Raw genomic sequence first — 25384 nt, 5'->3', positions numbered from 1 at the left:
CACTTACGTGGAAGGGCCCGCTCCCCCGGGGGAGCGGGCCCTTCCACGTAAGTGCTTTACGTGACTCAGACGGCCAGCAGCTTGCGCACCCGGTCCGCCCCCACCGCGAGCAGCAGCGTGGGCAGGCGCGGCCCGGTCTCGCGGGTGACGAGCAGGCGGTAGAGCAGTGCGAAGAAGGTGCGCTGGGCGACCTTGAGTTCCGGGGTCGGCTTGGCGTCCGGCTCCAGGCCGGCCATGACCTTCGGCACGCCGTAGACGAGCGTGGTCAGCCCGTCCAGGGACCAGTGCGAGTCGAGTCCGTCCACCAGCAGGCGCAGCGACTGCCGCGCCTCCTCGTCCAGCGAGGACAGCAGTTCCGCGTCGGGCTCCTCGCGGACCAGCGTGCGCTGGTCGGCGGGGACCTGCGTGGTGATCCAGTTCTCGGCGCGGTCGAGCCGCGGCCGGACCTCGTCGAGGGAGGCGAGCGGCTTCTCCGGTTCGAGATCGCTGAGGATACGCAGGGTCTGCTCGTCGTGTCCGGCGGTGATGTCGACGATCGAGGCGAGCGTGCGGTACGGCATCGGCCGCGGGGTGCGGGGCAGCTCGTGCGAGGCGACCCGTACGGCGCGGGCGTGCGCGGCCACGTCGGCGGGCAGCGCGGAGCCGTCCGCGACCTTGGCCTCCAGCTTGTCCCACTCGTCGTAGAGCCGCTGGATCTCCTGGTCGAAGGCGATCTTGAACGACTGGTTGGGGCGGCGGCGCGCGTAGAGCCAGCGCAGCAGCTGCGGCTCCATGATTTTCAGCGCGTCGGCCGGGGTGGGGACCCCGCCCTTCGACGACGACATCTTGGCCATGCCGCTGATGCCGACGAACGCGTACATCGGTCCGATCGGCTGCTCGCCGCCGAAGATGTGCACGATCTGGCCGCCGACCTGGAAGGACGAGCCGGGCGAGGAGTGGTCGACGCCGGAGGGCTCGAAGATCACGCCTTCGAAGGCCCAGCGCATGGGCCAGTCGACCTTCCAGACGAGCTTGCCGCGGTTGAACTCGCTGAGCTTGACCGTCTCGGTGTACGCGTCCTCGGTGCAGACGTAGGTCAGCTCGGTCGTCTCGTCGTCGTACGAGGTGACCTTGGTGAAGTCCTTGCCGCATTCGCCGCAGTAGGGCTTGTACGGGAAGTACCCGCCCTCCGCGCTGCTGCCGTCGTCCTCGGCGGCAGCGCCGGAGCCGGCGGCGGCTTCGAGCTCGGCCTCGTCGACCTGCTTCTGCTGGGGCTTCTTGCCGCCCGGCTTCTGCTTGGTGCGGTACTGGTCGAGGACGGCGTCGATGTCGCCGCGGTGCTTCATCGCGTGCAGGACCTGCTCGCGGTAGACACCGGTCGTGTACTGCTCGGTCTGGCTGATGGGGTCGTACTCGACGCCCAGTTCGTCCAGGGCCTCGACCATGGCGGCCTTGAAGTGCTCGGCCCAGCTGCCGTACGGCGACCCGGCCGGGGCGGGGACGGCGGTCAGCGGGCGGCCGATGTACTGGCCGTAGGTCTCGGGGTCCACGCCGGGGATGCCGGCGGGCACCTTGCGGTAGCGGTCGTAGTCGTCCCAGGACAGGACGTGGCGGACCTCGATGCCCCGGCGGCGGATCTCGTCCGCGACCAGGTGCGGGGTCATGACCTCGCGCAGGTTGCCCAGGTGGATCGGGCCGGAGGGGGAGAGTCCGGACGCGACGACGACAGGTTTGCCGGGTGCTCGGCGCTCCGCCTCGGCGATGACCTCGTCCGCGAAACGGGAGACCCAGTCGGTCTCGGTGCTGCTCTGAGCCACGACACGTCCTTCTATCTCGAATGCTGGCTTCAGCCATTCTCCCAGACGGAATGGGCCACTCCGGGGTTGCTTTTCTCCCGAGAAACCGATGGCCCTCGCGTGGGATACTCGGGGCTTGTCGGAACAACCAAGTTCACTTCGCAGTGCGACCTCACAGGAACGGCAGCTCATGGCCTCGGTCCCTTCCCTCGCTTCCTCCGTCAACCAGCGCGTCGCGGACGCCCTCACCTCCGCCCTGCCGGAGGCCGGTGCCGCCGACCCGCTGCTGCGACGAAGCGACCGGGCGGACTTCCAGGCCAACGGCATCCTGGCGCTCGCGAAGAAGGCAAAGGCCAACCCGCGTGAGCTCGCGACGACCGTGGTCGAGGGCATCGCGACCGGTGACCTGATCCAGGAGATCGAGGTCTCCGGCCCCGGCTTCCTCAACATCACCATCACCGACAAGGCGATCATCGAGACCCTCGCGGCGCGCGCCGCCGACGACCGTCTCGGCGTTCCCCTCAAGCCGGCCGCCGGCACCACGGTGATCGACTACGCGCAGCCGAACGTCGCCAAGGAGATGCACGTCGGCCACCTGCGCTCCGCCGTCATCGGCGCGGCCATGGTGCAGATCCTGGAGTTCACGGGCGAGAACGTGATCCGCCGCCACCACATCGGCGACTGGGGCACCCAGTTCGGCATGCTCATCCAGTACCTGATGGAGCACCCGCACGAGCTGGACCACAAGGCCGAGGGCGCCGACGTCGACATCGAGGTCTCCGGCGAGGAGGCCATGTCCAACCTGGGCCGCCTCTACAAGGCCTCGCGCGCGCACTTCGACTCCGACGAGGAGTTCAAGACGCGCGCCCGTGCCCGGGTGGTCGACCTCCAGGCGGGCGAGCCCGAGACGCTCGCGCTGTGGCAGCGGTTCGTCGACGAGTCGAAGATCTACTTCTACTCCGTCTTCAACAAGCTGGACATGGACATCCAGGACCCCGACGTGGTCGGCGAGTCCGCCTACAACGACATGCTGGTCGAGACGTGCAAGCTGCTGGAGGAGTCGGGCGTCGCCGTCCGCTCCAACGGCGCGCTGTGCGTGTTCTTCGACGAGTACAAGGGCCCGGACGGCAACCCGACCCCGCTGATCGTCCAGAAGTCCGACGGCGGCTTCGGCTACGCCGCGACCGACCTTTCCGCGATCCGCGACCGCGTCGGCAACCTCAAGGCCTCGACGCTGCTGTACGTCGTCGACGCCCGCCAGTCCCTGCACTTCAAGATGGTCTTCGAGACGGCCCGCCGGGCCGGCTGGCTGAACGACGAGGTCAAGGCCGTCCAGCTCGCCTTCGGCACGGTCCTCGGCAAGGACGGCAAGCCGTTCAAGACCCGTGAGGGCGAGACGGTCCGCCTGGTGGACCTGCTGGACGAGGCGGTCGAGCGGGCGACGGCCGTGGTCCGCGAGAAGGCCGAGAAGGTGGGCCTGACGGAGGCGGAGATCGTCGAGAACGGCCAGTACGTGGGCATCGGCGCGGTGAAGTACGCCGACCTGTCGACCTCCGCGGCCCGCGACTACAAGTTCGACCTCGACCAGATGGTCTCGCTGAACGGCGACACGTCCGTCTACCTCCAGTACGCGTACGCCCGCATCCGCTCCATCCTGCGCAAGGCGGGCGACCGCGAGCCCGCCGCGCACCCGGAGCTGGAGCTGGCCCCGGCCGAGCGGGCGCTGGGTCTGCACCTGGACGGGTTCGGCGAGCTGATCGCCGAGGCCGCCGCCGAGTACGCCCCGCACAAGCTGACGGCGTACCTCTACCAGCTGTCGTCGCTCTTCACGACGTTCTACGACCAGTGCCCGGTCATCAAGCCGGCGCCGGAGCAGGTCGTCGCGGAGAACCGCCTCTTCCTGTGCGAGCTGACCGCCCGCACCCTCTCCAAGGGCATGTCCCTCCTGGGCATCCGCACCCCCGAGAAGCTCTGACGCCCAGCGGCTCCACGCGGCGGCCCCGTCTGCCGACACTGGGAGACGGGGGCCTTCGCGTTCCCCCTCCACGTCGTAACACGGCGTGCTACGTTGCTGCCATGGCCCCCAGGGAGCGGTTCAGCATCAGCATGGACGCCGCATTGCGCGCGAGAGTCAAAGAGCACGCCGACGCGGTGGGCATCGACGTCTCCTCCTACGTCACGGCGGCCGTGCTCCGCCAGATCGACGAGGACATCGTCGTCGCCCGGCGCTTCGCGGACATCGATGCGGACATCGCGGCGACCGAGGCCATGCCGGCCCCACCGGGTCACGACGAGGAGTTCGACGAGGCCGACATGGCGGCCGTACGAGCGGGCATCGCCCGGGCTCTTGCGCCTGAGGCCCGGGATTCCGCCGCGTGAGCCATCCCGTCTTCGTGTATGACACCGGCATGCTCGTCGCGCTGGACCGTGGGGAGCAGCACGCCGGCCGTCTGCACCGGTACCTGGCGGAACAGGGCCACCCGCCGGTCGTCCCGCTGCCCGTTCTGGCTCAGGCCTGGCGGCCGGGGCAGTGGACTCCCCTCACTCGCGCCATCCCGCAGTGCACCGTGTTCGGCGTGCGCGCTTCCGCACCCTTGTCCTGTGGCGTGTGCCTGGCCGGTCACGTGGAGGACGACGCCAAGCGCGCCGGCCGGATCCTCGCCTCGGCGGCCATCCCGGGCGAGAAGCGCCCGGACGCGGTCGACGCCCTGGCCGTGGTCATCGCGGCCAGACATCCCGAGGCCGTCATCGTCACGTCCGACGCACGCGACATCACGGCCTACCGGGACGCACTCCCCGGTACCGCCGAGGCGATCCGCGTACTGGAAGTCGCGGACCTGGCAGCCTTCCTCGCCGGCAAGCGCGTGCTGCGCTGACCCGGAAAGCGCGGTTGGCACGGAGGCCGGCTCCGTCTGCGGCCCCGTCTCCCGGTGGGAGGCGGGGTTTCCCGCTGCCCTACGCCGCGCCGAAGACCTCGACCTTGCACCGGGCACTCCCGGAACGGCCGATCCGTGCGTCGCACGTGACGAGCGGCACCTGAAGCCCTTCGGCCAGGGCGACGTAGGTGGCGTCGTACGCGGAAAGGTTCGCGTACAGCTGTCGCACCCGGGGCAGCACCGGCAGGTGCTCCATCCGCCTGACCGGCAGCGCCCCGAAGTCGTCCCAGGCCGCGTCCAGCTGACGGTCGGAGAGCTTGCCTCCCCGGTGGCGGCCGAGCAACGCGTGCGCGACTTCCACATCGAGCAGGTAGGGAGCGGCAAGCCGTTCTCCCACCACTCGCTCGCGCACGGCCTCGCCCGCCGGACCCGCGTCGGCGACCAGCATGACGACCGCACTCGCATCGATCACGATCATTCGCGCCGCCGCCCGGCGTCGAGGTCGCCGAGGACCTCGTCCACGCTCAGCTCGGCCGACACACGGGAACGGATCCGCACGACGACATCCTCGACGGACGGCGTCGCGGCCTCTTCCTCCAGCAGGGTCCGGGCGTACGCCTGCAGCGACTGGCGGTTACGGGCCGCTCGTATCTTCAGTTCGGCGAGCGCCTCATCGGACAAGTCACGGACATACAGGGTGGCCATGCAACAAGTTTAGTCGCATTGCAAGCATTCTGCTAGCAGAGTCGCCGGGCCACGCAGAGGCCGGTTTTCACCCGTACGGCCCGATTCGGGTCCGACGGCCCGGGTAGGGGACGGCCCGTCCTTCCCCCACCCTCCACCGGAGGCCCCGTGCCCGACATGAACGGTCCCTACAAGCCCGGCACGCCGTGCTGGATCGACCTGATGGTCCCCGACCAGCAGGCGGCCCTCGACTTCTACTGCGACCTCTTCGGCTGGCAGGGCGAGATCGGCCCGCCCGAGACCGGCGGGTACTCCGTCTGCACGCTCAAGGGCAGGCCGGTCGCCGGGATCATGAAGGCCATGAACCCGGACGGCACCGTCCCCGAGCCGATGCCGCCGACCGTGTGGACCACGTACCTGTCGACCGACGGCATCGACGCCACCCTCAAGGCCGCCACCAACGCGGGCGGCACGGTCATGATGGGCCCGATGGACGTCATGGACCTGGGCCGCATGGCCGTCATCACCGACCCGACCGGCGCGGTCGTCGGCCTCTGGCAGCCCGGCTCCTTCGACGGCGCGGGCATCGTCAACGAGCACGGCGCCCTCATCTGGAGCGAGCTGACCACCCGCGACACCGACGCCGCGGCCGCCTTCTACTCGGCCATCCTGCCGATCACCACGACCCCTTCCACGGAGGAAGGCGGCGAGGGGTACACGGAGTTCAAGGTCGGCGGTCGCGCGGTGGCCGGGATCATGAATATGGACAAGCTGCCGCCCGGGGTTCCCCCGCACTGGATGCCGTACTTCCACGTCGACGACGTCGACAGCATCCAGGCGGCCACCGTCCGCGCCGGGGGCAGCGTCCTCGCCCCGGCCTTCGACATGGTGGCGGGCCGGATGGCCGTCCTCGCCGACCCGCAGGGCGGGGGTTTCTCGGTCATCACGGCGAAGTCCCCGGAGCAGCCGGCCTGACCTGCCGCGCCGCGAAGGGTGTGACGGGGCCCACGGGAATGTTCTCCCCGCGGGCCCCCTCCTTTCCCACATGAAGACGACGACACGCATCCGCACCGGCCGCGCCCTGGCCGCCCTGCTCGCCACCGACGGGCTGATCCACCTCTACTGGGCCACCGGCGCGACCTGGCCCGCCGCCGACGAACGGACCCTGTCGCTCGCCGTCCTGGGCACGGAGGTGTCCTTCGGGCCGCCCGTCGTCCTGCCCCTGGCCGCCGTGACCCTGGCGGGCGCGGGCGCCGTGCTCGCCCACTCCCGGGGCCGCGGCGGGCGGCTGACCCGGGCCGTCACGGCCGCCGTCGCGGCGGGGCTGGCCGTACGCGGCCTCGCGGGCCTCGGCTGGGCGGCCGGACTGCTGGACAGCCCGCCGGACAGCCCCTTCTACGTCCTCAACCTCGCCCTGTACACCCCCGCCTGCCTGGCCTTCGCCTGGGCGGCGGCCCGGCTGGCCCTCACCGCCTGAGGCGGGCCGCCGCCACGCGGGCGTATCGTCCACATATGGGCGATGCGTGCTGTGAAGGGGGCTCGGCCCGCCCGCGCCCCGTGCCCGGCCGGTCAGGAGCCTGCGGTGCCCGGCCCCGGTGAGGAACCGGGCGCCGGACCGCTCGACCGGGAGCTGGTCGACACCGTACGCCGCACCGGCGCCTCCGCCGGGGGCATCTACCTGCTGGACGACGTCGCGCAGCTCCTGGGCCTGGCCGTGCTGTGCGGGATACCGGTGGAGGTGACCGCGCCGTGGCGCCGGGTGCCACTGACCGCCCCGGTCCCGGTCAGCGACGCGGTCCGCGAGGACCGCCTGGTGTGGGTGGGCTCCCAGGGCCACCTGGCTCGCTCGTACCCGCGTGCCGCCGCGATCCTCCCGTACCGGTTCGCGCTCGCGGCTGCGCCCCTGGCCGGACGGAACCGCTGCTGGGGCGCTCTGCTGCTGCTGTGGCCCGCCAGCCACCCCAGCCGGGCCGGGCGCCGCGAAAGGAGCCACATCGTCTCCAACGCCCGGCGCATCGCCCGCGTGCTGGACGACACCGTCCCGCCGCCCGTCACCCCGGATCAGCCCCGCCTCGTCCCGACCGGCGAGCCCCGCCCGCACGGCGTCCAGCCCCTCCAGGCCGCCGCGGACTTCGCCGAACGGCTGCCCGAGGGAGCCCTCGCCCTGGACCTGGAAGGCCGGATCACCTTCCTGACCTCGACCGCCGCAGCCCTGCTCGGCCGCGGCGCCGACCAGCTGCTGGGAACCCGGCCGTGGCAGTCGCTGCCCTGGATGGACGAGCCCGCCACCGAAGACCACTACCGCGCCGCGGTCATCAGCCGGGATCCGGTCGCCTTCACCGCCCTGCGCCCTCCGCACACCTGGCTCCGCTTCCAGCTCTACCCCGACGCCGGCGGCATCAGCGTCCGCATCACCCCCAGCCCCGCCCACGACCGGCCTTCGCCCTCCCGCACGCAGGAGCCCGCCGGCCCCGCGTCCACGCCCACCGCGCAGGTCGGCCGCCTGTACCAGCTGATGCACCTGGCGGCCGCTCTGACCGAGGCCGTCGGCGTCCGCGACGTCGTCGAGCTGGTCGCCGACCAGATCCTGCCGGCCTTCGGCGCCGACGGACTGGTCTTGTCCGCCGCGGACGCCGGCCGCCTGAAGATCACCGGCCACCACGGCTACGACCAGCAGACCATCGACCGACTCGACGGCCTGCCGCTGGACACCGACCTCACCCCCGCCGGGCAGGCCCTGACCAGCGGCATCCCCTCATTCTTCGCCAGCCCCGCGGAGATGGCCGGACGCTACCCCAAGGCACCCCGGATCAGCGGCAAGCAGGCCTGGGCGTTCCTGCCCCTTGTCATCTCCGGCCGCCCGGTCGGCTGCTGCATCCTCTCCTACGACCGGCCCCACGCCTTCAGCGCCGACGAACGCGCCGTCCTCACCTCCCTCGCGGGCCTGATCGCCCAGGCCCTGGACCGGGCGCGGCTCTACGACGCGAAACACGAGCTCGCCCAGAGCCTCCAACAGGCCCTGCTGCCGCACAGCCTGCCGACCGTGCCGGGGCTGCAGGTCGCCGCCCGCTACCTGCCCGCCACCCACGGCCTCGAAGTCGGCGGGGACTTCTACGACTTCATCCGGATCGACGCGACCACCGCGGCGGCCGTCATCGGCGACGTCCAGGGCCACAACGTCGCCGCCGCCGCCCTCATGGGCCAGGTCCGCACCGCCGTCCACGCCAACGCCGGCGCCGCCCCCGACCAGGTCCTGGCCCGCACCAACCGCATGCTCGCCGACCTGGAATCCGACCTCCTCGTCTCGTGCCTCTACGCCCACATCGACCTCGCCCGCCAGGTGGCCACCCTGTCCAGCGCGGGCCACCCGCCCCCGCTGCTGCACCAGCCCGGCCGTCCGCCGCGCGTGCTGGACCTCGACCCCGGCCCCATGTTCGGCATCGACGCCGACATGTCCTACCCCGTCGCCACCCTGCGCCTCAGCCCCGGAACGACCCTCGCGTTCTACACCGACGGCCTGGTGGAAAGTCCCGGCTCCCACTTCGACCGGGCCACCGCCGAACTCGCCCAGCGGCTCGCCGCCGACCACGGGCTGGACCTCGACCAGCGCATCAGCGGCCTGATCCAGCACGCCTGGCCCGGCGGCCGGCACACCGACGACATCGCCGTTCTCCTGCTGCAAACCGCCCCAGGACCGGCCTGAACCGCTCAGCGGAACTCGCACCACACGACCTTGCCGGGAGCCCGGGGCACGACACCCCACTCGTCGGCAAGCGCGGCGACGAGCATCAGACCCCGCCCGCCGCCCCCGCCGAGCGGCCGGCTCGGCATCCGCGACAGCCCCGGTCCGCTGTCGTGGACCTCGATCCGGACGGTGGTGTCGAAGGTGAGCAGCCGGAGCAGGTAGCCACGGCCGGGCGGGACGCCGTGACGCAGGGCGTTGGTGGCCAGCTCGCTCACGCAGAGCAACATGTCGTCGTGCCGTGCGGTCACCCCCCAGGCGTGCAAGGTGTCACGTGTGAACTGTCGTGCAGCAGCGATGTTGTGGGCTGAGCGCAGGTAGAAGCGCTCGCGCATCAGGGCCGGTTGAGTATCTGGAATCACCGGACGATCGTCGCGCGCAGTGACTAACGTGTGGCTCAGCGCCAACCCGTACTCAGTGATGAGTACGGGTCGGAGTGGGGTAATCCATGCGTTGGGGTGGGGAGTTCGCTGTCATGCCACCGAGGAAACGAGCACGGCCGAACGCGACGACCATGAAGATGGTCGGCGCACAGGTGGCCGTCAGCCGAGTCGCCAAGAACCTGACCCAGAAACAGCTCGGAGAGCTGGTCCGGCAGGACGCCGAGACCATCGCATCCATTGAGCAGGGGCGGCGGGCGTTGATGCCGAATGTCGCGGAGCTGATGGACCAGGTCTTGGGGTTGCCGGGCCTGCTGTCCGTGGCGGCTCACAGGATGCCGAAGGTGGACGTGACCCCACCATGGGCGGAGGAGTACATGGACCTTGAACGCGACGCGATCGCCCTGTCCTGGTTCGACAACCAGGTCGTGCCGGGCCTGCTCCAGACGGAGAACTACGCCCGAGCCGTGTTCCGGTGCCGCGTTCCCGCCCATCCGGAGGCCGAAGTCGAGGCGCTGACCGCCTCGCGCATCGACCGCCAGAAAATCCTGCGTCGCAGCACCCCGCCGACCCTGAGCTTCGTCGTCTGGGAGGCGGTACTCTGCGACCGGATCGGTGGCGACCAGGTGTACGCAGAACAGCTTCGCCACCTGTGCGCGTGCGCCGATCTGCCGGACGTCAGCCTCCAAGTGATGCCGCTCGGCCGCACCTCCCACGCAGGCCTCAACGGTCCGTTCATCCTCCTGGAAACCCACGACCACCAGCGCATTGGCTACACCGAAACCCAGCGTGGCAGCCAGCTCATTTCGGCCGCAGATGAGGTCAGCATCCTGGCGCTCAAATATGCAATGCTGCGAACTCAGGCCCTCAACACCGAGCAGACGCGGGGCCTGTTGGACCGCCTGCTAGGAGAGCTATGAGCGCCACGTCAGCACTGAAGTGGTTCAAGTCCAGCTACAGCGGTGACGAAGGCGGCGCCTGCCTGGAAGTGGCCGTCGCCTGGCGGAAGTCCTCCTACAGCGGCAGCGAGGGCGGCAACTGCGTCGAGGTCGCCGCCTGCGCCGCACAGGTCCACGTCCGGGACTCCAAGGTCACCGACGGTCCGGTCCTGGACCTGGCCCCCGCCGCCTGGTCCGCCCTCACGGAGTGGACCCGCTCCGCTCGTTGATCAGCACGGCCAGGCCGTCCAACAGGCGGCCCAGGCCGAAGCGGAACTCGAAGTCCGGTTCCCCGGGGCCCGTGAACGCGTCGGACTCCAGCAGCCGCGTCACCGCCGGGTGCGTGTCGGGGGTGGTCATCCGCCGCAGCGTGCGTACGTACTGGCCGATCGCCTGGTCCGGTGAGGCGCCGCTCTTGACGATGGCGTCCGTCATGTCGGCGGTGAGGGTCGCCTCGTTGCGTACGAAGCCCGCGACCAGCGTGATGGTGGAGATCTTCTCGCCCTCGTCCAAGCCGGTGCCGGCCATGGCCGCGAGCCCGCGTTCCATCCACGCCAGCTGGTTCGGGCTGACCGGCGCCGCCGTGATCGGGATGCGCAGGATCCAGGAGTTGGCCATCAGGACGGCCCGCTGCCCGTACGCCCAGTCCGACAGCAGCTCCCGCCACCCCCACCCCTCCGCCTCGGGCGGCAGCGGCGGCGGGGTGCCGGCGCCCGCGTCCGCCATCAGGATGTAGAGCTCTTCCTTCGCCGCGACGTACCGGTAGAGGGACATCGTCGAGACGCCCAGTTCCTTCGCCACCCGGCCCATGGAGACGGCGTCCATGCCCTCGGTGGCGGCGAGCGTCACCGCCGCGTCCACGATCCGGGGGAGCGTGAGCGTGGGTCGCGGCCCCTTGCCGGGGCGTTCCCGCAGGCCCCAGGCCATCTCCAGCGTCGCCGGAAGCCCAGTGCCGTCCGGCTCTTCCTTCGCCATCGCCGCCCTCCCTCCCTGATTCCGCATGGAACGTTGACCCACATCCTAGTTCTGTGTATTACTTACGCAGAAGCGCGTATCCCATACGCAGAAGAAGGGAGCGTGGTCCGCGATGACCACGAACGACCTCGGCATCCACGCCACCGGCCTGACCAAGTCCTACGGTGAGCTCCGCGTCCTCGACGGCATCGACCTCTCCGTCCCGCGTTCCAGCGTCCTCGCCCTCCTCGGCCCCAACGGCGCCGGCAAGACCACCGCCGTCCGCATCCTCGCCACCCTCACCGCCCCCGACTCCGGCACCGCCCGCGTCGCCGGGCACGACATCACCGCCGAGCGCGGCCGGGTCCGCGAACGGATCAGCCTCACCGGGCAGTTCGCGGCCGTCGACGACCTCCAGACCGGCGCCGAGATGCTCCGCATGATGGGCCGTCTCACCGGCCTCCGTCCCCGCTCGGCCCGCGCCCGCGCCGACGAACTCCTGGCCCGCTTCGGGCTCACCGAGGCCGCCGGGCGCACGGCGAAGACGTACTCGGGCGGCATGCGGCGGCGACTCGACCTCGCCGCGAGCCTCGTCTCACGGCCGGAGGTGATCTTCCTGGACGAGCCGACCACCGGGCTCGACCCGCGCAGCCGCCAGGACCTGTGGGACCTCGTACGGGAACTGCGCGCCGACGGCACGACCGTGCTGCTGACCACCCAGTACCTGGAGGAGGCCGACCAGCTCGCCGACCGCGTCGCGGTCCTGGACCGGGGACGGATCGCCGCCGAAGGCACGCCCGCCGCGCTCAAGTCCCGCGTCGCCGGCCACCGGCTGGACCTCACCCTGACCGACCGGGCCGCCTACGAGACGCTCGCCGCCCGCGCCGTCCACCTCGTACCGGACGAGCTCACCCTCGGCCTGCCCACCGACGGCACCGCCGCCCACGTCCGCGCCCTGCTCGACGAAGTCGATCCGCAGCGCACGGCCGTGGACCGCTTCGCCGTTCACAGCGCCACCCTCGACGACGTGTTCCTCGCCCTGACGGGAGCCGACCGATGACCTCATCCGCCCTCACCCTGGCCGGGCGCAGCGTGCGCATCAGCCGCCGCCAGCCGGACGCCCTGGTCACGGCGCTGATGCTGCCGGTCATGCTGATGCTGATCTTCGTCTACTTCTTCGGCGGTGCGATCGACACCGGCACCGCGTACGTGACGTACGTCGTCCCCGGCGCCATGCTGCTGTGCGCGGGCTTCGGCGCGGCGAGCACCGCCGTCAGCGTCGCCGACGACATGAAGAACGGCGTCATCGACCGCTTCCGTTCGCTGGACATCGGCGGGATCCCGATCCTGGCCGGCCACGTCACCGCGTCCGTGCTGCGGAACCTGCTCTCCACCACCCTGGTCCTGGCCGTCGCCCTCGCCATCGGGTTCCGGCCCCAGGCGGGCCCGCTCGCCTTCCTCGCCGCCGCCGGGCTCCTCGTCGCGTACATCACCGCGATCTCCTGGCTGGCCGCGACCCTCGGGCTGCTCGCGAAGTCCCCCGAAGCGGCGGGCGGCTTCACCTTCCTGATGATGTTCTTGCCGTATCCGTCCAGCGCGTTCGTCCCGATCGGCACCATGCCGAGCTGGCTCCACGGCTTCGCCGAGCACCAGCCGCTGACCCCGGTCATCGAATCCCTGCGCGCGCTGCTCCTGGCCCAGCCGGCGGGCAACACTCCGTGGGTGGCCCTGGCCTGGTGCGCGGCGATCGCGGCCGTGGCCGTGACCCTGTCGGGCACCCTCTTCGCCCGCCGCACCCGCTGATCGCACACAGGCAGCGCGGCCCCCTCGTACGGCGTGTCGGTGGCGGCGCTTACGCTCCGCTTATGCGAAACCCGTAGATCCTGATCGCCCTGACCGCGGCCGTCCTGCTCACCGCCGGCTGCGGCTCCGACACCAGCTACACGTGCCAGTGGTGGAGCAAGCACAGCAAAGAAGGCGACGGCGGCTACGAGACCCTTCAGGTCAAGATGGGCGCCGCCGACGTCGGCTTCGAGGCCGCCAAGTAGCCACGCCCGGACCGGGGCGCTCTCCGCTGCGGAAGCCGGAGAACGCCCCCGCCCCGCGTCACGGTGGCCGAGTCCTGATCAGCCGTTCAGCGGGTAGGAGTGCTTGCCCGTCACCTCGTCGATCTCACCGTGCGCCTTCTGGAGCAGCTGGGACGAGAGGTCCATGAGCGCCCGCGCGCCCGAGATCTCCTCTCCGACCCTCAGCTGTTCCGGATCGGACGGATGGCGCATCGCGTACCCGTGCGCCCTCAGTTCGGAACCATCAGGAAGTCTGAGCAGGGCTGCCGCAGCGGTGCGGTGGCCCTCCTCCGTGAACTCCACCTCTACATGCCACCCGACGAGCGTGGACATGGCGGATCACCTCCACAGTCGGCCTCTCCCTCCAGGGTGCCCCCGTACCACCCGGAACGCACCCCCAGGCATCACCCGCAGGCCGGACAAGGCCCCGCCCCGTCATTCCGGCCGCACGGATCGCCAGACCGCATCCGGCAGAAGCCTCGCGGCCTCGTCCAGGTCCAGGTCATACGTGCTGGCCAGCCACCGCTTCGCCGCCTCGCACGGCGGCCCGATGACCAGGACCTCCAGCAGCGGCCCGGGGATCGGCCGGATCTCGCCCTTCTCCATCCGGGCCCGCATCCACGCCACCATGCGGGCCAGCTTGGCCTCCTTGGCGGCCCGGATCTCCTCGGCGTGCCCGGCGAGGTAGCCGGAGTAGGCGGAGGCGTGCAGGAACAGCGCGGCGTCGCGGTGGTCCCTGGTGAAGTCCAAGTAGGCCTGTACGAGGGCCCGTACGCCGGTCCGTGCGGTGCGGGAGCGCTCCAGCGCGGCGGTCATCGCGTCGAAGAGCTGCCCCATGCAGCGGATGTAGAGGGCGGCGGCGAGCCCGTCGAAGCTGCCGAAGTGGTGGTAGAGGCTGCCGAGGCTGACACCACTGGCAGCCGTCACGGACTGAACGGTGAAACCCTGCCGGCCGGACTGGGCGTACACGCGCAAGGAGGCTGTCAGGAGCTGGTCGACGGTCGCCTCGCCGCGCTGTTGCTTCACCATGCCGTCAGCGTAGAACAGAAAGAGGATTAGAAATCTCTTCTAGAAAAGCCCTCCACTTCCCTGAGCCGGCGCGGCCCCCGGTGACGCCCGACGCGCGCCGGCCCCGGTCACCCGCCGGCCGGGCTCACCGCTCCTGGCGCAGCCAGCCCGCGACCTCGGTCGCCCAGTACGTCAGGATCGTGTCCGCGCCCGCCCGCTTGATGCCGAGCAGCGTCTCCAGGATGGCCCGGTCCCGCTCGATCCAGCCCTTCTCCGCCGCCGCCTCGATCATCGCGAACTCACCGCTGATCTGGTACGCCGCCACCGGCACGTCCACCGCCTGCGCGACCCGGTACAGGATGTCCAGGTACGGGCCGGCCGGCTTGACCATGACCATGTCGGCGCCCTCCTCCAGGTCCAGCGCCAGCTCCCGCAGCGACTCCCGGGCATTCGCCGGGTCCTGCTGGTAGGTCTTGCGGTCACCCTGGAGCGAGGAGGCGACGGCCTCACGGAAGGGCCCGTAGAAGGCGGAGGAGTACTTCGCCGTGTAGGCGAGGATCGAGACGTCCTCGTGGCCCGTCTCGTCCAGCGCGTCGCGGATGACGCCCACCTGGCCGTCCATCATCCCGCTCGGCCCCACGACGTGGACGCCCGCGTCGGCCTGGACCTGCGCCATCTCGGCGTACCGCTCCAGCGTCGCGTCGTTGTCGACCCGGCCGTGCTCGTCGAGGACCCCGCAGTGCCCGTGGTCGGTGTACTCGTCCAGGCACAGGTCGGACATGATCACGAGGTCGTCGCCCACCTCGGCCTTCACGTCGCGGATCGCCAGCTGGAGGATGCCGTCCGGCTCGGTGCCCGCCGTGCCCAGCGCGTCCTTGTTCTCGTCGGCCGGGACACCGAAGAGCATGATCCCCGCGACGCCCGCCTCCACCGCCTCCACGGCGGCCTTCCGCAGCGTGTCCCGGGTGTGCTGCACCACGCCCGGCATCGCCGAGATGGCCAGGGGCGCGCTGATGCCCTCCCGGACGAACGCCGGAAGGATCAGGTCCGACGGGTGCAGCCGGGTCTCCGCGACCATCCGCCGCATCGCCGGGGTGGTGCGCAGCCGCCGGGGCCGCGAGCCGGGGAAGGATCCGTACGCGCTCATTCTCAGTCGCCTCTTCGAGCCTGGGAAACAGTCCCACCAGCCTAGGGCGTGCCCGGGAACTCCCCGGGGCGGGCCCGCCGCCGGAGAACGCCCGCCCAAGCCCACCCGGCACGGACCAGGACCAGGACCAGGGCCAACCCGCGGGCCCCCGGCACTCCGGCACGGGTCAGGGCCCGGACGCCGAGCGTCCGGGCCCTGATGAACCTCGACCGACCGTCAGGTCGTACGGCGCCTGCGCGCACCCGGCCGCCGCTCGCTCGGCCGCGAGACCGTCTCGCCGGCCTCCTTGGCCGCCTCGCGGCGCGCCTCCCCGTACGCGGCCAGCGCCTCGGCCAGCTTGCCGACGCTCGGCTCCGGCGAGAGCACGTCCACGCGCAGCCCGTGCTCCTCGGCGGTCTTGGCCGTCGCCGGTCCGATGCACGCGATGACGGTCACGTTGTGCGGCTTGCCCGCGATCCCGACCAGGTTGCGGACGGTGGAGGAGGACGTGAAGAGCACGGCGTCGAAGCCGCCGCCCTTGATCGCCTCACGCGTGTCCGCCGGCGGCGGCGACGCGCGCACCGTCCGGTAGGCGGTGACGTCGTCGACCTCCCAGCCGAGCTCTATCAGCCCGGCGACCAGCGTCTCGGTCGCGATGTCGGCGCGCGGCAGGAAGACGCGGTCGATCGGGTCGAAGACCGGGTCGTACGGCGGCCAGTCCTCCAGCAGACCGGCGGCCGACTGCTCGCCGCTCGGCACCAGGTCCGGCTTCACACCGAACTCGACCAGCGAGGCCGCGGTCTGCTCGCCCACGGCGGCGACCTTGATGCCCGCGAAGGCCCGCGCGTCGAGCCCGTACTCCTCGAACTTCTCGCGCACCGCCTTCACGGCGTTGACGCTGGTGAAGGCGATCCACTCGTAGCGGCCCGTGACCAGGCCCTTGACCGCCCGCTCCATCTGCTGCGGGGTGCGCGGCGGCTCCACGGCGATGGTCGGCACCTCGTGGGGCACCGCGCCGTACGAACGCAGCTGGTCGGAGAGCGAGGCTGCCTGCTCCTTGGTGCGCGGTACGAGGACCCGCCAGCCGAACAGCGGCTTCGACTCGAACCAGGCCAGCTCCTCGCGCCGCGCGGCGGCGCCCTGCTCACCGACCACGGCTATGACGGGGCGCGAGCCCTCGGGCGAGGGGAGCACCTTGCCCTGCTTGAACACCTGGGCGATGGTGCCCAGGGTCGCGCTCCAGGTCCGCTGGCGGGTCGTCGTACCGCCCACGGTCACGGTGAGCGGGGTATCGGCTCCCCGCCCGGCCGCGACCAGCTCGGCCGCGGCGCTCGCGACCGTCTCCAGCGTGGCGGAGACCACGAGGCTGCCGCCGCTGGCGCCGACCTCGCTCCAGCAGCGCGCCGAGGCGTGCCGCGCGTCCAGGAAGCGCACGACTCCGTCGTCGCCTCGTCCCCCACGAAGCGGCACACCGGCGTACGCGGGTACGCCGACGGCGGTCGCGACACCGGGCACCACCTCGAAGGGGATCCCCTCGGCGGCGCAGGCCAGCATTTCCCCGGCCGCGTTCCCGTCGAGCCCGGGGTCGCCGGTGACGGCACGGACGACCCGCCTGCCGGAGCGCGCGGCCTCCATGACAAGATTGGCGGCGTCGCGGATTACCGGGACCCCGGCGGCTGCTGACACTTCGTCAACAACCGTCAGCTGTGGCGTGTCGACACCCGCGCGCGCGTGGGTCCGTACGACTTCGAGCACCTCGGGTTCCGCGACGAGTACGTCCGCCGCGCGCAGCGCCTCCACGGCGCGCAGCGTCAGCAGACCCGGGTCGCCGGGCCCGGCACCGAGGAAGGTGACGAGTCCGTGGGCGGCGAGCCCCGGAAAAGCGGAGGTGGTCGGACGTGAGGGGTTCAAAGCGATCGCTCCCCCATAAGACCGGCCGCGCCCTTGGCCAGCATCTCGTCCGCGAGTTCGCGGCCGAGCGCCATGGCCTCGTCATACGACTGGGGCACGGGACCGGTGGTGGACAGCTGCACGAGCGTCGAGCCGTCGAGCGTTCCGACGACGCCACGCAGGCGCATTTCATTGACAATCTGCCCGTCGGCCAGAAGGTCGGCGAGCGCGCCCACGGGTGCGCTGCAGCCGGCCTCCAGGGCGGCGAGCAGGGAACGCTCCGCGGTCACGGCGGCCCGGGTGTCCGGGTCGTCGAGCTCGCCGAGCGCGGCCACGAGGTCCGCATCGGACGCGAGGCACTCCACGGCCAGGGCACCCTGGCCGGGAGCGGGCAGTACGTTGTCGACCGACAGCAGGTCGGTCGCCTCGTCACCGCGCCCGATCCGGTTCAGCCCGGCGGCGGCCAGGACGACCGCGTCGAGCTCACCGGCGCGCACGTAGCCGATCCGGGTGTCGACGTTGCCGCGGATCGCGACGGTCTCGACGGTCTTGCCCAGGCTCTTGGCGTACGCGTGGAGCTGCGCCGTGCGCCGCGGTGAACCGGTACCGATCCGCGCGCCGTCGGGCAGCTGCGCGAAGGTCAGGCCGTCACGGGCGACGAGCGCGTCGCGCGGGTCCTCCCGCCGCGGGATGGCCGCGATGACCAGCTCGTCGGGCTGCGCGGTCGGCAGGTCCTTCAGCGAGTGCACGGCGAAGTCCACCTCGCCGCGCACCAGGGCCTCGCGCAGCGCGGTGACGAACACGCCGGTGCCGCCGATCTGCGCGAGGTTCTCGCGGGACACGTCACCGTAGGTCGTGATCTCCACGAGCTCGACGGGCCGGCCGGTGACCGCCCGTACCGCCTCGGCGACGTGCCCGGACTGGGACATGGCCAGCTTGCTCCGCCGCGTGCCAAGCCGGAGCGGCTGGTCGGGACGTGTGTTCATGATGCCCGTCCTGGGTCGTCGTTCTTCGGATCGGCCGCGTCCGCCCGGCTGACGGATGCCACCGTCTGAGGGTCGAGGTCGAAGAGTTCGCGCAGCGCCTCGGCGTACCCGGCGCCGCCGGGCTCGCTCGCGAGCTGCTTGACGCGCACGGTCGGCGCGTGGAGGAGCTTGTCGACGACGCGGCGCACGGTCTGAGTGACCTCCGCCCGCTGCCGCTCGTCGAGATCGGGTACGCGCCCGTCGAGCCGTGCCACCTCCATGGCCACGACCTCGGCGGCCATCGCCCGCAGGGCGACGACGGTGGGCGTGATGTGCGCGGCCCGCTGGGCGGCCCCGAAGGCCGCCACTTCCTCCGCGACTATCCCACGTACGGCGTCCACGTCGGCCGCCATCGGCGCGTCGGCGGAAGCCTCCGCCAGCGACTCGATGTCGACCAGCCGCACCCCGGGGATCCGGTGCGCGGCGGCGTCGATGTCCCGGGGCATGGCCAGGTCCAGCAGCGCCAGGCGTACGGGCGTCCCGTCACCCTGGCTGCGAGCCGCCCGCCGGGGCTGCCGCTGAGCGGCGGCCTCGCCCTGATCGGCCCAGGTCCCGTGCAACTCGAGGGACCCGGCATCCACCCCGGCCAACGCGGACCGCCCGTCCCCGGGCACGGGGCACACCTCGGCCTCGACGACACTGATGGTCCGCACCGCCCCGGCATCAGCCAACCGCCCGTGCCGCTCGGCGGCGGTCACGAGCCGAGCCAGCACATCGGCATCTCCCGGCGCAGCCGAATCCAGCCCCGCCGGCCTTTGAGGCGCGGGGGTCCGGGGGCGGAGCCCCTGGGACGGGGTCCGGGGCGCAGCCCCGGTTTCGGGAAGGGGCGGGGTGGGGGAGAGCCCCGCAGGGCCACCATCCACGGCCCGCGCCACGTCGTCCCCGCTCAGCACCAGCCCCGTGGCCCCGGTGCAGGACACCACGACGTCAACACGTGTCAGTTCCTCGGCCACCGACGCCATGGACACGGCCCGCGCCGCAACCCCGGTGCCCGAGGCAACCAGAATCTCGGCCAGCCGCTCCGCCCGCTCGGCGGTCCGGTTGGCGACCACGATCTCGGCGACGCCGACCCGCGCCAGCGTGGCGGCCGCCAGCGACGACATCGACCCGGCCCCGATCACCAGCGCCCGCTTACCGGCGGCCCACTCCCCCACCGGCAGGTGCACGGCGAGCTGCTCCAGCCCGAACGTCACCAGCGACTGCCCGGCCCGGTCGATCCCGGTTTCCGAGTGCGCCCGCTTGCCGACCCGCAGCGCCTGCTGGAAGAGGTCGTTGATCAGCCGACCGGCCGTGTGGAGCTCCTGCCCCAGCGCCAGCGCGTCCTTGATCTGTCCGAGGATCTGGCCCTCGCCGACGACCATCGAGTCCAGCCCGCACGCCACCGAGAACAGGTGGTGCACCGCCCGGTCCTCGTACTGCACGTACAGATAGGGGGTGAGCTCCTCCAGGGCCACTCCGCTGTGCTGCGCCAGCAAGGTGGAGAGCTCGGCGACGCCGGCGTGGAACTTGTCCACGTCCGCGTACAGCTCGATCCGGTTGCAGGTGGCCAGCAGCGCCGCCTCGGCCGCCGGCTCGGCGGCCAGCGTGTCGTGGAGCAGCTTCACCTTCGCGTCGGCGGACAGCGAAGCCCGTTCCAGGACGCTCACGGGTGCGCTGCGGTGGCTCAGGCCTACGACGAGCAGACTCATGCCGGCATCACCGCCGGCACATCACCTTCGGGGCCGCCCTTGCGCGCGGCAGCGGCGGCCCGCCCGGCCGGCGGCTCGACGGCGGCTGCGGGCGCGGCGCCCGTTCCCGTACCGGCGCCCAGGTCCTCGGCGGCCACGGCCCCGGCGGCCGCGGCGGCCGCCGCGCCCTCCCCGGCCTTGCGCTGCTCGTGGAACGCCAGGATCTGGAGCTCGATGGAAAGGTCGACCTTGCGCACGTCCACGCCGTCCGGCACGGACAGGACGGTGGGCGCGAAGTTCAGGATGGAGGTGACTCCGGCAGCGATGAGCCGTTCGCTCACCTGCTGGGCGGCGCCGGCCGGGGTCGCGATGACCCCGATCGAGACGCCGTTCTCCTCGATGATGCGTTCCAGGTCGTCGGTGTGCTGCACGGGCATGCCGGCGACCGGCTTGCCGGCCATGGCCGGGTCGGCGTCGATGAGTGCCGCCACGCGGAAGCCGCGGGAGGCGAAGCCGCCGTAGTTGGCCAGGGCGGCGCCGAGGTTGCCGATGCCGACGATGACGACCGGCCAGTCCTGCGTCAGTCCCAGCTCACGGGAGATCTGGTAGACGAGGTATTCGACGTCGTAGCCGACGCCCCGGGTCCCGTACGAGCCGAGGTACGAGAAGTCCTTGCGCAGCTTCGCGGAGTTGACTCCGGCGGCGGTCGCGAGCTCCTCGGAGGACACCGTGGGCACCGATCGCTCGGAGAGCGCGGTGAGGGCGCGCAGGTACAGCGGAAGCCGGGCGACAGTGGCCTCGGGAATACCTCGGCTGCGGGTCGCCGGTCGGTGAGTTCGGCCAGTTGCCACGATGCTCCTGCGGGATGAGCGGGGCTGCAGGCGGCCTCTTGTCGCAGGACCGCCCCGTCGAATGCAGGCTATGTCTTTGTGAACGCGTGCACAAAGATTGTGTCCGCTTTGTCCGAGCAAAGTGACCGGGGTCACGCGGCTCGGCCACGGAGGGCCGGAGCCGGGAACGGGCCGAACCCGTTCAAATCCCGAGGGGGGCAAAACCGTACACACTCCTCATCGATACGCCCCCGAGTCCCCATAAATCGCCCACGATGGTAACGGCCAAAGCGGTCAGGCTCCCAACGCCCGTCGCAGCCGGTCAGGGTTCACCCTCCAGAAGGTGTGCTGTTCGCCATCCACCAGCACCACCGGAATCTGCTCCCAGTGCAGCCGGTACAGCTCCTCGTCCCGCGTGATGTCCTTCTTCTCCCACTGTGCGCCCGTCTCGGCGCAGACCTTCTCGATCACTTCCTGGGCGTCGTCACAGAGATGGCACCCCGGCTTCCCGATGAGCGTCACCATCCGCTCGGCGGGACGCTTCTTTTCCTTACGGCGCAGCAGAGGACTCATGCCCCCCATTGTCCCGCGCGGGGCCGGAGGGTCCCGAAGAGTTAACCGCTCCGTATCCCGGCGGTTCGGGAAGTCCCGAACACAATGGCTATGCTCGCGTCATGCCCCGCCCGTCGCCCGACCACCGCCCTGGTAGGAGTCCCATCGACACGCGCGCCCCCTGGGGATGGCTCACCCCTCGCCGGCGCTCCGCGACCGCACGGAGCGTACTGGCGGGCGAGGCCTCCGCCGAGGCCGCCCGCAAGACCGCGCAGGCCCTCGAACCGCCGGCCGCCGAACCGCCGGCCGCCGAACCGCCGGCCGCCGAACCGCCGGCCGCCGAAGCGCCCGGGACCGCGCAGAGCGCCCAGGCACCCGGGGTCACCGAGGCCGCGCGGACACCGCGACTCCCCGAGCCGGCCTTCCCGGTCCACGGCGACGACCTCGCCGCCGCCTTCTTCGACCTCGACAACACCGTCATGCAGGGCGCGGCGATCTTCCACTTCGGCCGCGGCCTCTACAAGCGCGAGTTCTTCCGCCGCCGCGAGCTCGCCCGCTTCGCCTGGCAGCAGGCCTGGTTCCGGCTCGCCGGGGTCGAGGACCCCGAGCACATGCAGGACGCCCGCGACAGCGCCCTGTCCATCGTCAAGGGCCACAAGGTCTCCGAGCTGATGGCCATCGGCGAGGAGATCTACGACGAGTACATGGCGGAGCGGATCTGGCCGGGCACCCGCGCCCTCGCCCAGGCCCACCTCGACGCCGGCCAGAAGGTGTGGCTGGTCACCGCCGCTCCCGTCGAGACGGCCATCATCATCGCCCGCCGCCTCGGCCTGACCGGGGCTCTCGGCACCGTCGCCGAGTCCATCGACGGCGTCTACACCGGCCGCCTGGTCGGCGAACCGCTGCACGGCCCCGCCAAGGCGGAGGCGGTGCGCGCGCTGGCCGCCGCCGAGGAGCTCGATCTCGCGCGCTGCGCGGCGTACAGCGATTCGCACAACGACATTCCGATGCTGTCGCTGGTCGGGCATCCGTACGCGATCAATCCCGACACAAAACTGCGCAAGCATGCCCGCGCCCACGACTGGCGGCTGCGCGACTACCGGACCGGCCGCAAGGCCGTGAAGGTCGGCGTCCCGGCCGCCGCCGGAGTCGGCGCGATCGCGGGCGGCGCCGCCGCCGCCATCGCCCTGCACCGTCGCCGCAAGTAGCAACGCCGGGCCCGAGGCCCTTTTCCGGGCCGCACGGCGTTCCATTCGCCCACCCCTACCCGCGCCTTCGGCGCGGCACTCCGGCATGCCCGACTCGGTCGTGAGCCACCGTGGAAGCTGGCATTCCGCGCACCCAACTGATCAAGAACCGATCACCAACTGCGCCTGAATATGCCCTGGACACGCAACAGAAGTGTCGGAACCGGTGATTTAGGCAACTGGGTGTAGCACTGCCTGTACGAAGCGTTATTCTCCTCAAACGCATGCCACCGCTCATCTGTCGCCACGTCGGGTGAACGGTCCCGCACTGCACGTGATGGAAGCTCTGCCTCTGGGAGTCCCGTGTACCCACCTGTCGGGGTTGACGCCTCGGGCCTGGCTACGCTGCGCGCAACGGTCATCGACCGCCTGCGCGGCTTCGTCCCCACCGCGTACGCCGTCCCCGCCGCCTTCGCCGCCGCGGTCCCTGCCGGCCTCGGCCCGGCCGGTCCCTGCTATGCCCTGACCGATGGCGGGGCGACGGTGGGCAGACGCGGTCGTACGGGCGGGGCCTCGGCCGGCACCGCCGGCACGAGCGCGACGCCCACCGCCCGCCGCCCCACCGCGGACAGCGACCAGGCCCGCATGATGGACCTGGTCGAACGCGCCCAGGCCGGCGAGGCCGAGGCCTTCGGCCGCCTCTACGACCAGTACAGCGACACCGTGTACCGCTATATCTACTACCGCGTGGGCGGCAAGGCGACCGCGGAGGATCTCACCAGCGAGACCTTCCTGCGCGCGCTGCGCCGCATCTCCACCTTCACCTGGCAGGGCCGCGACTTCGGCGCCTGGCTGGTGACGATCGCGCGGAACCTGGTGGCGGACCACTTCAAGTCCAGCCGCTTCCGCCTCGAAGTCACCACCGGCGAGATGCTCGACGCCAACGAGGTGGAGCGCAGCCCCGAGGACTCCGTCCTGGAGTCCCTCTCCAACGCGGCCCTGCTGGAAGCCGTACGGAAACTCAACCCGCAGCAGCAGGAGTGCGTCACCTTGCGCTTCCTCCAGGGCCTCTCGGTCGCGGAGACGGCCCGGGTGATGGGGAAGAACGAGGGCGCCATCAAGACGCTCCAGTACCGGGCGGTCCGCACCTTGGCCCGCCTGCTCCCGGACGACGCCCGCTGAGGACCCGTGGTGACCGGTCGATGACGCTGTGGTCCGATCATCCTTCGTCCGTAACCCAAGTGCCGCGTCGCTCGTTGTGCGGAATGCAGGCTCCCTGTGGACACGTCCTGCCTGAAGCCGCTCACTCGAAAGGGTGGATGTGCTCAAGGCAGGCAACCTTCCGGACACCTTGGGGAGTCGATCGTCATGACGAGAGGAGGTGCCGCCAGTGATCGCGAACGTGACTCCGCACCGGCGGGCGAACGCCTTCGCCCAGGCCCTGGAGGACCGGACGCCGTCCGGTCTTTCGGAACCGGACTCGGCGGCCGAGCAGTCCGAGGCACCTGCCGAACCTGCCGACCACGACCGGCTGTTGGCCCTGGCGAGCGTGCTCGGCGAAATGCCGCGCCCAGTGCTGGACCCCGAGGTCAAAGTGGTGCAACGAGCGCAGCTCGTCGCCGCCATGGAGGCCATGGTGATGGAGGAGAGGGCCGGGGGCGGTGCGGCCGCGGACCCTCTGGTGCCCGAGCAGCGGACCGGCCGCGGCGCCCACCGGGCGACCTCGCTCCGGAAATTGCGGCCCCGCTCCCGCTGGTCCAAGGGCATCGCAGCGGGGGGCCTCACCGTCGGTGTGGCCGCAGGGGCCTTCAGCGGCGTGGCCGCTGCCAGCACGGACGCCCTGCCGGGTGACTCCCTCTACCCCATCAAGCGGGGCATGGAGGATCTCAAGCTGGGCATGGCCGACGAGGATGCGGACCGGGGCGAGCTGTATCTCGACCAGGCGTCGAACCGGCTGTCGGAAGCCCGCAGGCTGATGGAGCGCGGCCGTACGGGTGTCCTGGACCACGAGTCCCTGGGCGAGATCCGCCGAGCGCTGGCGGGCATGAAGCACGACGCCTCGGAGGGCCACCGGCTGCTCCAGGCGGCGTACGAACGGGACGGGTCGCTCGGCCCGATCCAGGCCCTGTCCTCGTTCTCGCGCTCGCACCGCGACGCGTGGGGCCGGCTCCGGTCGAACCTTCCCCCGCAGCTCACGGACGTGGGCAACGAGGTGACTTCGGTCTTCCAGGCCATAGACGATGACGTGGCGCCGCTCCAGGGCCTGCTGCCGAAGCCCCCGGAGCAGACCCGCGGCGGGGCCACCTCGGCCAAGCCGAGCACCCCGGCCGGCGGGCAGCAGCGGTCGGCTCCGTCGGGCGCCGCGACGTCGACGACCCCGGCGCCCCCCACCTCCTCCGGCAGCCACTCCCCGGCCCCCGGAAGCGGCCTCCTGGGCGGTACGGGCGACCTGCTCAACCCCCCGACGGAGCCATCCGCCCCGGGCATCCACCCCCCACCGGTCCCGGACCTCCCCCAACCGGACATCACCCTCCCCCCGCTCCTCCCGGGCCTCCTCCCAGGCCTGGGCCTGAACGCGGAGGACGCCGACCAGTAGACGGCAGACGGCGGGGGCAGAACTGAAGAGAGTCGAGTAGGGAAAGAGAATTGTGTAAAGACTTTATATATCTGAGGTCGCCTGATCA

Annotated in this window: 26 protein-coding genes; 13 read left to right on the top strand and 13 right to left on the bottom strand. The window is 71.4% G+C overall.

All coding sequences use genetic code 11. The annotated features are described in order from the left end of the window. Nucleotides 1-65: 65 nt before the first annotated feature. Nucleotides 66-1796, bottom strand: a complete 1731-nt coding sequence (gene lysS / locus ACWDYJ_RS32355; protein ID WP_451569165.1) for a lysine--tRNA ligase — start codon at nt 1794-1796, stop codon at nt 66-68. Between the two features lie 169 nt (nt 1797-1965). Here lysS and argS point away from each other — a divergent pair, with 169 nt between their 5' ends. From argS to ACWDYJ_RS32340, 3 genes are all read left to right on the top strand, one after another. Further along, nucleotides 1966-3750: an arginine--tRNA ligase gene (gene argS / locus ACWDYJ_RS32350; RefSeq protein WP_451569164.1), complete on the top strand. Its 1785-nt coding sequence runs from the start codon at nt 1966-1968 to the stop codon at nt 3748-3750. 101 nt (nt 3751-3851) lie between these two features. Beyond that, nucleotides 3852-4154 carry a hypothetical protein gene (locus tag ACWDYJ_RS32345; protein WP_451569163.1) on the top strand — a complete coding sequence of 101 codons (303 nt, stop codon included), beginning with the start codon at nt 3852-3854 and terminating at the stop codon, nt 4152-4154. Then, complete coding sequence (locus tag ACWDYJ_RS32340; RefSeq protein ID WP_451569162.1) at nt 4151-4651, top strand: hypothetical protein; 501 nt, start codon at nt 4151-4153, stop codon at nt 4649-4651. The genes ACWDYJ_RS32345 and ACWDYJ_RS32340 overlap by 4 nt, the downstream gene beginning before the upstream one ends. Before the next feature lie 79 nt (nt 4652-4730). On the opposite strand, the gene ACWDYJ_RS32335 is transcribed toward ACWDYJ_RS32340, so the two are convergent. Next, nucleotides 4731-5129: a type II toxin-antitoxin system VapC family toxin gene (locus ACWDYJ_RS32335; protein ID WP_451569161.1), complete on the bottom strand. Its 399-nt coding sequence runs from the start codon at nt 5127-5129 to the stop codon at nt 4731-4733. Then, on the bottom strand, nt 5126-5356 hold the full coding sequence (locus ACWDYJ_RS32330; protein ID WP_451569160.1) for a FitA-like ribbon-helix-helix domain-containing protein: 231 nt from the start codon (nt 5354-5356) through the stop codon (nt 5126-5128). Before ACWDYJ_RS32330 ends, ACWDYJ_RS32335 begins: the two co-directional genes overlap by 4 nt. A 156-nt stretch (nt 5357-5512) precedes the next feature. On the opposite strand from ACWDYJ_RS32330, the gene ACWDYJ_RS32325 reads away from it, so the two are divergent. From ACWDYJ_RS32325 to ACWDYJ_RS32315, 3 genes are all read left to right on the top strand, one after another. Next, entirely contained in the window at nt 5513-6310 is a 798-nt protein-coding gene (locus ACWDYJ_RS32325) for a VOC family protein (RefSeq protein ID WP_451569166.1), read from the top strand. A gap of 70 nt (nt 6311-6380) precedes the next feature. Further along, nucleotides 6381-6812, top strand: coding sequence for a DUF3995 domain-containing protein (locus ACWDYJ_RS32320; RefSeq protein ID WP_451569159.1), 432 nt, complete (start codon nt 6381-6383; stop codon nt 6810-6812). 105 nt (nt 6813-6917) lie between these two features. Then, nucleotides 6918-9038 (top strand): SpoIIE family protein phosphatase, encoded by a 2121-nt coding sequence (locus ACWDYJ_RS32315; protein ID WP_451569158.1) that lies wholly within the window; start codon nt 6918-6920, stop codon nt 9036-9038. A gap of 5 nt (nt 9039-9043) precedes the next feature. On the opposite strand, the gene ACWDYJ_RS32310 is transcribed toward ACWDYJ_RS32315, so the two are convergent. Then, the gene (locus ACWDYJ_RS32310; RefSeq protein ID WP_451569157.1) at nt 9044-9439 is read right to left on the bottom strand and encodes an ATP-binding protein; all 396 of its coding nucleotides are present in this window, start codon (nt 9437-9439) and stop codon (nt 9044-9046) included. Nucleotides 9440-9591: 152 nt separating this feature from the next. On the opposite strand from ACWDYJ_RS32310, the gene ACWDYJ_RS32305 reads away from it, so the two are divergent. Both ACWDYJ_RS32305 and ACWDYJ_RS32300 read left to right on the top strand, forming a co-directional pair. Beyond that, nucleotides 9592-10377: a helix-turn-helix domain-containing protein gene (locus tag ACWDYJ_RS32305; protein ID WP_451569156.1), complete on the top strand. Its 786-nt coding sequence runs from the start codon at nt 9592-9594 to the stop codon at nt 10375-10377. Next, complete coding sequence (locus tag ACWDYJ_RS32300) at nt 10374-10625, top strand: DUF397 domain-containing protein (protein WP_451569155.1); 252 nt, start codon at nt 10374-10376, stop codon at nt 10623-10625. The genes ACWDYJ_RS32305 and ACWDYJ_RS32300 overlap by 4 nt, the downstream gene beginning before the upstream one ends. Here ACWDYJ_RS32300 and ACWDYJ_RS32295 read toward each other — a convergent pair. Further along, complete coding sequence (locus ACWDYJ_RS32295) at nt 10597-11370, bottom strand: TetR/AcrR family transcriptional regulator (RefSeq protein ID WP_451569154.1); 774 nt, start codon at nt 11368-11370, stop codon at nt 10597-10599. The genes ACWDYJ_RS32300 and ACWDYJ_RS32295 overlap by 29 nt on opposite strands. 112 nt (nt 11371-11482) lie before the next feature. Here ACWDYJ_RS32295 and ACWDYJ_RS32290 point away from each other — a divergent pair, with 112 nt between their 5' ends. Next, entirely contained in the window at nt 11483-12409 is a 927-nt protein-coding gene (locus ACWDYJ_RS32290; RefSeq protein ID WP_451569153.1) for an ATP-binding cassette domain-containing protein, read from the top strand. Next, nucleotides 12406-13152 (top strand): ABC transporter permease, encoded by a 747-nt coding sequence (locus tag ACWDYJ_RS32285; RefSeq protein ID WP_451569152.1) that lies wholly within the window; start codon nt 12406-12408, stop codon nt 13150-13152. The genes ACWDYJ_RS32290 and ACWDYJ_RS32285 overlap by 4 nt, the downstream gene beginning before the upstream one ends. A gap of 323 nt (nt 13153-13475) precedes the next feature. On the opposite strand, the gene ACWDYJ_RS32280 is transcribed toward ACWDYJ_RS32285, so the two are convergent. The 8 genes from ACWDYJ_RS32280 to ACWDYJ_RS32245 all read right to left on the bottom strand — a co-directional run bounded on the left by ACWDYJ_RS32280 (nt 13476) and on the right by ACWDYJ_RS32245 (nt 21534). Continuing rightward, a complete protein-coding gene (locus ACWDYJ_RS32280) occupies nt 13476-13748 on the bottom strand; it encodes a DUF1876 domain-containing protein (RefSeq protein ID WP_451569151.1) in 273 nt (90 codons plus the stop codon). Nucleotides 13749-13850: 102 nt separating this feature from the next. Next, nucleotides 13851-14444 carry a TetR/AcrR family transcriptional regulator gene (locus ACWDYJ_RS32275; RefSeq protein WP_451569150.1) on the bottom strand — a complete coding sequence of 198 codons (594 nt, stop codon included), beginning with the start codon at nt 14442-14444 and terminating at the stop codon, nt 13851-13853. Between the two features lie 124 nt (nt 14445-14568). Beyond that, nucleotides 14569-15570 (bottom strand): porphobilinogen synthase, encoded by a 1002-nt coding sequence (hemB, locus tag ACWDYJ_RS32270; protein WP_451569149.1) that lies wholly within the window; start codon nt 15568-15570, stop codon nt 14569-14571. A gap of 216 nt (nt 15571-15786) precedes the next feature. Next, nucleotides 15787-17460 (bottom strand): uroporphyrinogen-III synthase, encoded by a 1674-nt coding sequence (locus tag ACWDYJ_RS32265; RefSeq protein WP_451569148.1) that lies wholly within the window; start codon nt 17458-17460, stop codon nt 15787-15789. Then, nucleotides 17457-18425, bottom strand: a complete 969-nt coding sequence (gene hemC, locus ACWDYJ_RS32260; protein WP_451569147.1) for a hydroxymethylbilane synthase — start codon at nt 18423-18425, stop codon at nt 17457-17459. The genes ACWDYJ_RS32265 and hemC overlap by 4 nt, the downstream gene beginning before the upstream one ends. Next, complete coding sequence (locus ACWDYJ_RS32255) at nt 18422-20152, bottom strand: glutamyl-tRNA reductase (RefSeq protein WP_451569146.1); 1731 nt, start codon at nt 20150-20152, stop codon at nt 18422-18424. Before ACWDYJ_RS32255 ends, hemC begins: the two co-directional genes overlap by 4 nt. Beyond that, nucleotides 20149-20982 (bottom strand): redox-sensing transcriptional repressor Rex, encoded by an 834-nt coding sequence (locus tag ACWDYJ_RS32250; RefSeq protein ID WP_451569145.1) that lies wholly within the window; start codon nt 20980-20982, stop codon nt 20149-20151. Before ACWDYJ_RS32250 ends, ACWDYJ_RS32255 begins: the two co-directional genes overlap by 4 nt. A gap of 273 nt (nt 20983-21255) precedes the next feature. Further along, the gene (locus ACWDYJ_RS32245) at nt 21256-21534 is read right to left on the bottom strand and encodes a glutaredoxin family protein (RefSeq protein ID WP_451569144.1); all 279 of its coding nucleotides are present in this window, start codon (nt 21532-21534) and stop codon (nt 21256-21258) included. Nucleotides 21535-21635: 101 nt separating this feature from the next. On the opposite strand from ACWDYJ_RS32245, the gene ACWDYJ_RS32240 reads away from it, so the two are divergent. The 3 genes from ACWDYJ_RS32240 (at nt 21636) to ACWDYJ_RS32230 (ending at nt 25296) form a co-directional block, all read left to right on the top strand. Continuing rightward, the gene (locus ACWDYJ_RS32240; protein ID WP_451569143.1) at nt 21636-22721 is read left to right on the top strand and encodes an HAD family hydrolase; all 1086 of its coding nucleotides are present in this window, start codon (nt 21636-21638) and stop codon (nt 22719-22721) included. A gap of 342 nt (nt 22722-23063) precedes the next feature. Continuing rightward, on the top strand, nt 23064-23882 hold the full coding sequence (locus ACWDYJ_RS32235) for an ECF subfamily RNA polymerase sigma factor, BldN family (RefSeq protein WP_451569142.1): 819 nt from the start codon (nt 23064-23066) through the stop codon (nt 23880-23882). Nucleotides 23883-24090: 208 nt separating this feature from the next. Then, a complete protein-coding gene (locus tag ACWDYJ_RS32230) occupies nt 24091-25296 on the top strand; it encodes a DUF5667 domain-containing protein (RefSeq protein WP_451569141.1) in 1206 nt (401 codons plus the stop codon). Nucleotides 25297-25384 lie beyond the last annotated feature (88 nt).

It is taken from the genome of Streptomyces sp. NPDC003042 (genome assembly GCF_053591315.1).
Note: the sequence above shows the minus strand (reverse complement) of the source record. Positions and strands in the feature narration are given on the sequence as shown.

Excerpts from the sequence above, each read along its gene's own strand:
- ACWDYJ_RS32285 (WP_451569152.1), top strand. The coding sequence starts at position 12,406 with ATGACCTCATCCGCCCTCACCCTGGCCGGGCGCAGCGTGCGCATCAGC.
- hemB (WP_451569149.1), bottom strand. The coding sequence starts at position 15,570 with ATGAGCGCGTACGGATCCTTCCCCGGCTCGCGGCCCCGGCGGCTGCGC.
- ACWDYJ_RS32290 (WP_451569153.1), top strand. The coding sequence starts at position 11,483 with ATGACCACGAACGACCTCGGCATCCACGCCACCGGCCTGACCAAGTCC.
- ACWDYJ_RS32335 (WP_451569161.1), bottom strand. The coding sequence starts at position 5,129 with ATGATCGTGATCGATGCGAGTGCGGTCGTCATGCTGGTCGCCGACGCG.
- ACWDYJ_RS32240 (WP_451569143.1), top strand. The coding sequence starts at position 21,636 with ATGCCCCGCCCGTCGCCCGACCACCGCCCTGGTAGGAGTCCCATCGAC.
- ACWDYJ_RS32275 (WP_451569150.1), bottom strand. The coding sequence starts at position 14,444 with ATGGTGAAGCAACAGCGCGGCGAGGCGACCGTCGACCAGCTCCTGACA.
- ACWDYJ_RS32280 (WP_451569151.1), bottom strand. The coding sequence starts at position 13,748 with ATGTCCACGCTCGTCGGGTGGCATGTAGAGGTGGAGTTCACGGAGGAG.
- ACWDYJ_RS32345 (WP_451569163.1), top strand. The coding sequence starts at position 3,852 with ATGGCCCCCAGGGAGCGGTTCAGCATCAGCATGGACGCCGCATTGCGC.
- ACWDYJ_RS32245 (WP_451569144.1), bottom strand. The coding sequence starts at position 21,534 with ATGAGTCCTCTGCTGCGCCGTAAGGAAAAGAAGCGTCCCGCCGAGCGG.
- argS (WP_451569164.1), top strand. The coding sequence starts at position 1,966 with ATGGCCTCGGTCCCTTCCCTCGCTTCCTCCGTCAACCAGCGCGTCGCG.
- hemC (WP_451569147.1), bottom strand. The coding sequence starts at position 18,425 with ATGAACACACGTCCCGACCAGCCGCTCCGGCTTGGCACGCGGCGGAGC.
- ACWDYJ_RS32295 (WP_451569154.1), bottom strand. The coding sequence starts at position 11,370 with ATGGCGAAGGAAGAGCCGGACGGCACTGGGCTTCCGGCGACGCTGGAG.
- ACWDYJ_RS32255 (WP_451569146.1), bottom strand. The coding sequence starts at position 20,152 with ATGAGTCTGCTCGTCGTAGGCCTGAGCCACCGCAGCGCACCCGTGAGC.
- ACWDYJ_RS32320 (WP_451569159.1), top strand. The coding sequence starts at position 6,381 with ATGAAGACGACGACACGCATCCGCACCGGCCGCGCCCTGGCCGCCCTG.
- ACWDYJ_RS32330 (WP_451569160.1), bottom strand. The coding sequence starts at position 5,356 with ATGGCCACCCTGTATGTCCGTGACTTGTCCGATGAGGCGCTCGCCGAA.
- ACWDYJ_RS32325 (WP_451569166.1), top strand. The coding sequence starts at position 5,513 with ATGAACGGTCCCTACAAGCCCGGCACGCCGTGCTGGATCGACCTGATG.
- ACWDYJ_RS32300 (WP_451569155.1), top strand. The coding sequence starts at position 10,374 with ATGAGCGCCACGTCAGCACTGAAGTGGTTCAAGTCCAGCTACAGCGGT.
- ACWDYJ_RS32305 (WP_451569156.1), top strand. The coding sequence starts at position 9,592 with ATGAAGATGGTCGGCGCACAGGTGGCCGTCAGCCGAGTCGCCAAGAAC.